The organism is Candidatus Pelagibacter communis (assembly GCF_001179845.1).
Lineage (GTDB): Bacteria > Pseudomonadota > Alphaproteobacteria > Pelagibacterales > Pelagibacteraceae > Pelagibacter > Pelagibacter ubique_Q.
On the sequence record NZ_CVSB01000021.1, the window covers coordinates 1 to 765 of the forward strand.

The 765-nt window shown below is 36.3% G+C and carries 1 protein-coding gene; it reads left to right on the forward strand.

The genetic code is table 11. The features are described from left to right. Positions 1 to 765 (forward strand): agmatinase (gene speB, locus AMN81_RS01280; RefSeq protein WP_072090337.1); only part of this gene is annotated, 765 nt, incomplete at both ends.

The window sequence follows — 765 nt, forward strand, 5'->3', positions numbered from 1 at the left end:
TTCCAAGATTTGCTGGTCCATCAACATTTGCAAGACTGCCGGAGTTAAGAGATGTTGAAAGTTGTGACGTTGCGATTGTTGGAATCCCTTTTGATGCTGGCACGAGTTATAGGCCTGGAGCAAGATTTGGTCCTCAGAGTATAAGACAAGCATCTAGACATTTGAGAACTAATTATCATCCTAATTATGATGTTGAGCCTTTTAAAATCCAACAAGTAGCCGATGCTGGTGATATCGCTTGCAACCCATTTAGTATTGATGAAGCAATTAAACAAATAGAAGTAGGCGCAACAGATTTATTAAATAAGGTTGGAGGAATTATAAGTTTAGGTGGAGACCATACTATTGCTGTTCCATTGTTAAGAGCAATTAATAAAAAAAATAAGGGCCCTGTATCTTTAGTTCATTTTGATGCCCACTTAGATACGTGGGACACATATTTTGGTGCACCTTATACTCACGGAACTCCATTCAGAAGAGCAAGAGAAGAAGGATTATTTTTAGATGATGCTTCTATGCATGTTGGAATTCGAGGCCCACTTTATAGTAGAGATGATATTAAAAATGATGAAAGTTTTGGATTTAAAATAATTCATTGTGATGAGTTTCAAACAGAAGGAACTGATAAAATAGCAGAAAGAATAAGAAAAAGAGTAGGAGATAATCCTCTATATTTATCAATTGATATTGATGTTTTAGATCCTGCATTTGCTCCAGGCACTGGTACACCAGAAATTGCAGGGATGACTACAAGAGAAATGGTAA